This window comes from Pseudomonas sp. SDO5215_S409 (assembly GCF_054071325.1).
Map to the genome: position 1 here is coordinate 1 of NZ_JBSVWN010000113.1, position 6,444 is coordinate 6,444.

Consider the following 6,444-nt stretch of genomic DNA (forward strand, 5'->3'; position numbering starts at 1 on the left):
CTAATGGGCCTCATTTTAAGGCTTGGAGGTGTCTACGAAACTAGGGGCGATTCAGATGTTGGCTATGGACAGCATAACTGTGGTAATAATGACTATTCGAATAAAGATTGTCGGGGGCGCGGATTGTTACACCTTGCATTTTTGAGGCTTATAAAAAATGTGCGGATGCGATTAGTGTAAGAGTTAATGCGAGTCCTGAGTTGGTTGAAACGGATGTGAATGTGATCATCGGTTCCGGTTGCTGGTACTGAAAAAAATAACATTGGTGCAGTAGCAGATAATATGTCTTTGGATATTGACTTGAAAATAAAAAACGTCACCAGAAAAATAAATACTGGTTTGGATCAGCTTGCTAATAGGATAAGCGCTACTAAAGCAATTATTACTTTGATGAATGAAGAGTTTGGAGGGTGTGCAGGATGATTAAAGTTCGATGCGTTTTGCAGGTTATGATTTTTTTACTGTCTCTAAGTGTCTCTTTTGTCTACGCGTGTGAGCCTCCTAAGGAAGCACCTTATCCACCGTTGTTAGTTGAAGGTGGTATGATAGTCTTCGACTCAGTTGCTGTACTTGAGGATGAGGGAAAATCAGATCCAGAAATGGGATTGAGAGTGAGTTTTTTGAATTGTTCTACTGGTGTAATTCAGTTTATTTCTCGACTGCCGTTTATTGCGGACACGGGTAATGTGCAAGATGCTTTTTTAAAAAATATAAGGGGGGGGAATTATTTGTTTGTGATTCATAGCGCTCCCATTCGTGCGTTCACAGGTGTTCGTCATGGAAGTGACTATTTTAGTGTGCTGGTTTTTCAGCGGACGGGAAGTGGTTTTGTTTTTGACAAAAAGCTGACTGAGTACTTTGGTAGTGGCGCCGATACGCTCTCTCAAGACGTTGATGACGACAAAATTATTTATAGCTATCCATATAAAAATCGTGATGCTGTTGTTGAAAAGGTAGGGTCAAAAATTTTTAATAGTTGGTTGTCTGGTGATTTGGTAGAATTTACGGTTAAACAAAAAACCTCGATTTACTCATCGGGAAATATGGTTGACGACACAAAAATGTATTTGATCAGTGGAGATAAAGTGAAGGTAGAAGCGATATCGGCTGGTTGGGTATCGATGCTCTATACAACCGCGAAAGGGAAGAAAATTCGTGGCTGGGTATTATGTAACAATCTAAACGGCTGTTAAAAACAGGCTTTTATGTGTGCGTAATTATTGCGCACACTATGGAAAATATTGTTACGAAAAGTTGGATGCCTATTTTCAGCAAGCCGATGCTGGTTATTCGCACCAGCTCTGAACTTCTGTGCCTGGAGTAGAAGGCCTTGTGATATCCCTTGAAGGCAACCTCTGCTAGTCGCTAGTTAGCGAAAGCCAGTACCACGAGGAAAACCAGGCGCCTACGCGTTACCAGTTAACAAGACTCGCACCTTGTTCAAAATCCGGAGCTCCCCGGGAGACGGAGGTTTCAATGAACTGCGCAGCGAAGACAAAAAGGCGCCGAACAAATCTTTATCCACGTCAAACTCCTCCGGTAGAGTTTATGAGTGTCTTTAGACTGTGTGGTTGGTTTAGTAGCGATGAGCTTATGAGTGTGTTGAAAAAAGCTCCAAATATTGGTAAGCAGGTAGCGGCAGACTTGAGAGAACCTACGAACAAAATGCTATATAAATATTTAGTAGAAAATTCTAAGTTAAGAACTGCGCATTTTTTACGCAAGTCGGCGTTGAAACCGGCTGGTGGCAATTTAGAGAGGAGCGATGCAGAGAACCCTGCTTTCGGAAAATGTACAAAATAATGACGGCCGGCGAAGCCGAGGTTGAATATGATGAAGCAATTTATTTACAGCGTAACCTCCCTTCAGGACATCGCCCTGTAGAGCTTCCCAATCCCGGTCCAAATCCTAAACCTACAATTAATCGTGCTACTTACATGTCTACGCGACCGGGCAAAATAGCGGCCATAGCAGCGGGTATGGATAACAGTGCTGCTAATTCAGCGCGCGGCGGCATGTTAGGCGACGGTGATAGATTTCACGGTAGAGGATTTTTGCAGATTACGGGAAGGCGTAATTATAAAAGTTATGAATTTTATCGAGATAAAAATTTTACTGTGGATCCTAATTCATCACAGCTATCTGCTGATGATTACAATGCTTGTGACGCTTCTGGCTTCTTTTGGGCCCAAGAAAAAATAAATAAGCGTGCGGATGAAGGGCTGCCCCAGAAAATTGCAGGGTTGTAGGCTCTATAATTAATCGGGGGAGTCCAAATAAAATTCCATCACACGACGTTGAAAGAAATGCAGCTTTTGAAAAAATCTGGAGTCTCCTCAATGATGAAGTCTAAGATGTTCTCTGTATTGACTGTTGTGTGTTTTTTGTTTTTTTGTAACTCTGCGACTGCCGACGATTTGACCTGCGGGATTGATAAAGTTCCTTCTGATTTAAATATTTCATCGTGTGATTTTAACGGAGAGGTAAACGTAATAAAACTAACACCGAATAATCTTTCTGACAGTGTCTGGAATGACAGTTTATCGACGGTTATTGTACGGAGTGAAAATAAAGAAGATGCTTTGCATGAGCTAGGTTTAAACAGCTCCAGTCCTTATAGTCGTTTCATAAAACTTCCTGATCCTGGATCAATAATCGAATTTTCTGACGCGCCTGATTCTGCGAAAATTAAAGTTGCCCAGAAATCGTGGAGTGTATTGGACATGAAGGTGGTTGTATATAAAGGCCCTCAAGATGGCGATGGGTATACGCTTGTCTGCAGTACGCTTGAACATAGTTCAACTCAGGAAGTAGTTCTTGTTTCTCAATGTAATGATTCTTACGAAAGTAATATTTCTAATTTTAAAAATTTACTTGGCTTAGTAATGGGCGAGGAGAAATGATCACCTACACGGGGTAAGGTTTGGTTGAGTTGTTATCTTTATTTTCTGATCCCCAAGGCATCAGCCAGCCTTATCGCTTCGACCTGGAACTGGTCAGCGAAAATCCGGACCTGGACCTTGAAACTCTGCTGTACAAGCAGGCTTTCCTGGCCTTCGACCCGCAGGGCAGAGGCATCCACGGCCAGGTCTACCAAGTGGCCCAGGGCGATGCGGGCAAACGCCTGACCCGTTACAAGGTGACCGTGGTGCCGCAGTTGCAGTACCTGCATCACCGCACCAACCTGCGTATTTACCAGCAGATAACGGCGCCGAACATCATCGCCTTTATCCTTAAAAAACACGGCATCAAGGGCAACGCCTACCGCTTCCAGCTTGGCCAGTCTTATCCGGAGCATGATTATTGCGCGTAGTACTACGGAACGTAGCGACGATAGCTGGGGCGGTGATTAATAGGGGGAGCCCTAATAAAATTCCGTCGCACAATAGTGAAAGGCGAAGTGCATCTGTATCGATTTGGAGAGTGCTTGATGAAAATGTATAAAATAGCTATTGATTTTTTTGGGTTTTTTTTCTGGTTGTGTTTTCAACTGCCGCACTGTCGGAGATTAAAATATGTGATCTAAATGTTTCGGTTGTAGATTTAAAAAAGGAAAGTTGTACTGAGCAAGGTGGCGGTATTGTTGTTGTGAAGTTAGTACCAATTGATCGTGGGTCATTTGCAAATAAACTTGATAATGTTCCTGGTTTTATAGTGTTGGGCAATGATTTTGATGCGGTAATTAAGGTTGTGGGGGATGGAACAAATTTTTATAATAAGCTTATTGATTTGCCATATCCTGAGCAAATAATCAGTTATTCGGATGCTGCAAAAACCGCCAAATTAAAAATGTCTAAGGAGGGATGGGATCTCCTAAATATGAAAAATATTGTTTATGGTCGGCAAGATGGAGAGGATGGTCCCGGGCTTGTGTGTGGAACGTTTTCTAAAAAAGTTGGTGGAAGTCATATAGTTGTTTCTCAGTGTAATGCTTTTTATGGTGAAAATATTTCTAGTTTAAAAAACTTGCTGGATATAGTCGCAGGAGAGAGCAAGTGATGGCCTATGGGGGGGGGCGAACGTTTTGTTCTCTGGGCGACGAAGTTTTTACTCCTATTTGGCCTTTTTATATCAGCTGACGCCTGTTCACATACGACGTTGGAGGAGCAGTTTGACGGGATAGAAAACTGTAAAATTAAAAATGTTTTTTTGGATCCCCTGACAAATAGACCGAGTGGTCGTTATTTTATCGAACGTAAGCTAAGACCCTGTCGAATTGATGAAGCTGCCTTTTATTGCGTGAACGATAGTTTTTATGGTTTGCCTGTTGATCAAATTGCGATCCCCTACCTTGGCCCCTTCAGCGTTCATGCGATATATCTAAAAGGTAGCCCGGCCTCCGTAGAAGCGGTGTTGCGGACGAAATTCAAGTCAAATAAAAAATATGGTGTATTGCCTACGTTGATTGCTGATCCTCAGCGACAAGGCATTTCGATCTTTTACTGTGACGAAAATAGCGAATGACAAACCTTTCAAAGGCGTCAATTTACAAATTCATTAAATCTGATAAAGATGTGACGTTTCAAAATAAAATCGCTATCGCGAGCGAGTTTACAGAGATCGATTCGGTAATGGGAATGTGGTGTGAGGGCCGCTAAAATATCGTAGAAGGTGTCTAACATATTTGAGAGTGGATAAAAATATAGCGTATTTTTACACAGGCCTCGGTTATTTAACGGGGTGTTATTTTTTTGATTTTGGCGAAATATTGAAAAGTACCTTTATACAATGAAAATTTTATCCATAGCCAGCTAAATCAAATAGTTGGAAAATTTAAAGGAAATAAAAATTGACAATATATGACGTGTTGAAAGTTTTAGCATTAGCCTGTGGGCTTTTAAGTCCCGATACGTGGGCTTCGGATAAAACTTCAATCAGTGAAGCTCATCCGCCGGTGCTAATTACAGTGGCGCAGAAAAAACTCGCGATCTTTTTTCTAAAAAACAATTTTAAATCTGAAATTAAAGAAGCTCATGTAGCGGACGCTGAGATTTTTTATTCTTTAGTCGACGCTTCTGACTTAAAATTTAAATACGTATGGAAAATTGAAGGCGATCAAATTGCATCAGTATTTTTTTACGATTGGAAATCACCAGGGAGACTAGGTAAATCAATGTATGTACTGACAAAAAGCAGGTTTTCACGCCCCGACTTTGAGGGGTTTGAATACTCTACTATCGAGTTCCCAATTACGAATAAAGATGATGGTCTGGCGGTTTCTTTTTTCCAAAAAGATTTGCCCGATCCAAACTTGGAGCATTGTATCGACGGGCGTAATTTGGTGAGTGGAGAATTAGTTGTGTGCGCTTATAAAGATGCTGGTAGCATAAAAATATATCTTGCGAAAAATGATAAGTAAAGGTGTCTTAAATAAATTTCTTCTGTATATGATTGGATAGAAAAAATACATGAAAGATGAAATTGTTTAAGCTTTAATTACGTTTTTTAAAGGAGTATTTGAGTGAAATATTTGTCTGCAATATACATTGTATTCTATTGCTCTTTGGCTTTTTTCTCACCCCCAAGAAATTTTTTTAAAGTGCGAAAAACATAATGGAGTAGAGGGTCAGATTGATTTATTAATGGGCACACGAATCATTTATGTAAAAAATACAGAAAGGGGTTGTGGCTCTGAGTATTCGTATGAAGAACTTTTAGATGAAAAAAAGGGTGGTGTAATTACATCTTTCCCAACAAGCGACGACTTGGGGCTTTCTGCTAAAAATATAATTTACCTCGTCGCTCAAGATGGCGATGAGGCAGTTTACGCTGGAGAGGTTCCAGCAAGTGCAACGAAACTTAAACCTGGCGTTTATGAAGATATTCTGCAATCGGGCGGATCAATATATAAAAGTGTATATGTATTAGATAAAGGCAAGGTGAGTACTTTGTATCCAGTAAAAGAATTGATTGTTGCTGATTCGCAGTGTGTTTATGAAAAGAAGAATGGTAAAGTTTGCAGAGACATAACAGGAAGTTTTAACAGGCCTTTGTGCGTTTTGGATTACGGTGAGCGAAAAGTAAAAGTTGATATTGCTGAATGTTCTGGCATGGGTGACGATTGATAGTTTGGTTTACGATTTAAAAAATCGAATTTAATGCATGAGTAATTTTACCTATTTACCTTTGTCGGGTTCAATTTTCGCGACTAAAAAATGCAATCATAGGGTGAAAGTTTTGGTTTAATTGTCTTTTTCACGGCTACCACGGGCATCAGTCAACCCTGCCGTTTCGCCTGAAGCTGGGTGGTGAAATCCGGAGCTGGACCTGAAGCCCTCCTGGACAAGCAGGTTTTCATGTCGTTCGCTCCACAAAAGGCGTGAACTGGGAGCTATAACGTGCGCCGATAGAGCGCCATATGTGCGCCAATCAATTAATTGCCTGGTCCTTTAAGGAAATCCTGAAGAAGACTTCCAAATATGGTGAAATACGCCGATCCCGTTG

Annotated in this window: 9 protein-coding genes and 2 pseudogenes; all 11 read left to right on the forward strand. The window is 40.9% G+C overall.

The features are described from left to right. Positions 1-282 precede the first annotated feature (282 nt). Positions 283-423, forward strand: coding sequence for a hypothetical protein (locus ACW9H9_RS28120; RefSeq protein ID WP_457346624.1), 141 nt, complete (start codon positions 283-285; stop codon positions 421-423). Next, positions 420-1,193, forward strand: coding sequence for a hypothetical protein (locus ACW9H9_RS28125; protein WP_457346625.1), 774 nt, complete (start codon positions 420-422; stop codon positions 1,191-1,193). Before ACW9H9_RS28120 ends, ACW9H9_RS28125 begins: the two co-directional genes overlap by 4 nt. Before the next feature lie 190 nt (positions 1,194-1,383). After that, positions 1,384-1,531: pseudogene (locus ACW9H9_RS28130) on the forward strand (bacteriophage T4 gp5 trimerisation domain-containing protein); the annotation flags it as partial. 62 nt (positions 1,532-1,593) lie between these two features. Then, the gene (locus tag ACW9H9_RS28135) at positions 1,594-1,803 is read left to right on the forward strand and encodes a hypothetical protein (RefSeq protein WP_457346626.1); all 210 of its coding nucleotides are present in this window, start codon (positions 1,594-1,596) and stop codon (positions 1,801-1,803) included. Further along, positions 1,803-2,249, forward strand: coding sequence for a hypothetical protein (locus ACW9H9_RS28140; RefSeq protein ID WP_457346627.1), 447 nt, complete (start codon positions 1,803-1,805; stop codon positions 2,247-2,249). Before ACW9H9_RS28135 ends, ACW9H9_RS28140 begins: the two co-directional genes overlap by 1 nt. A 90-nt stretch (positions 2,250-2,339) precedes the next feature. Further along, on the forward strand, positions 2,340-2,903 hold the full coding sequence (locus ACW9H9_RS28145; protein ID WP_457346628.1) for a hypothetical protein: 564 nt from the start codon (positions 2,340-2,342) through the stop codon (positions 2,901-2,903). Between the two features lie 20 nt (positions 2,904-2,923). Next, positions 2,924-3,307 (forward strand): annotated as a pseudogene (locus ACW9H9_RS28150) (contractile injection system protein, VgrG/Pvc8 family); the annotation flags it as partial. Positions 3,308-3,480: 173 nt separating this feature from the next. Further along, entirely contained in the window at positions 3,481-3,999 is a 519-nt protein-coding gene (locus ACW9H9_RS28155; RefSeq protein WP_457346629.1) for a hypothetical protein, read from the forward strand. A gap of 6 nt (positions 4,000-4,005) precedes the next feature. Beyond that, positions 4,006-4,464 (forward strand): hypothetical protein, encoded by a 459-nt coding sequence (locus tag ACW9H9_RS28160; RefSeq protein ID WP_457346630.1) that lies wholly within the window; start codon positions 4,006-4,008, stop codon positions 4,462-4,464. Positions 4,465-4,789: 325 nt separating this feature from the next. Continuing rightward, complete coding sequence (locus ACW9H9_RS28165; protein WP_457346631.1) at positions 4,790-5,359, forward strand: hypothetical protein; 570 nt, start codon at positions 4,790-4,792, stop codon at positions 5,357-5,359. A gap of 127 nt (positions 5,360-5,486) precedes the next feature. After that, positions 5,487-6,065, forward strand: coding sequence for a hypothetical protein (locus ACW9H9_RS28170; RefSeq protein ID WP_457346632.1), 579 nt, complete (start codon positions 5,487-5,489; stop codon positions 6,063-6,065). Positions 6,066-6,444: the final 379 nt, after the last annotated feature.

Excerpts from the sequence above, each read along its gene's own strand:
- ACW9H9_RS28120 (WP_457346624.1), top strand. The coding sequence starts at position 283 with ATGTCTTTGGATATTGACTTGAAAATAAAAAACGTCACCAGAAAAATA.
- ACW9H9_RS28125 (WP_457346625.1), top strand. The coding sequence starts at position 420 with ATGATTAAAGTTCGATGCGTTTTGCAGGTTATGATTTTTTTACTGTCT.
- ACW9H9_RS28135 (WP_457346626.1), top strand. The coding sequence starts at position 1,594 with ATGAGTGTGTTGAAAAAAGCTCCAAATATTGGTAAGCAGGTAGCGGCA.
- ACW9H9_RS28140 (WP_457346627.1), top strand. The coding sequence starts at position 1,803 with ATGACGGCCGGCGAAGCCGAGGTTGAATATGATGAAGCAATTTATTTA.
- ACW9H9_RS28145 (WP_457346628.1), top strand. The coding sequence starts at position 2,340 with ATGATGAAGTCTAAGATGTTCTCTGTATTGACTGTTGTGTGTTTTTTG.
- ACW9H9_RS28160 (WP_457346630.1), top strand. The coding sequence starts at position 4,006 with ATGGGGGGGGGCGAACGTTTTGTTCTCTGGGCGACGAAGTTTTTACTC.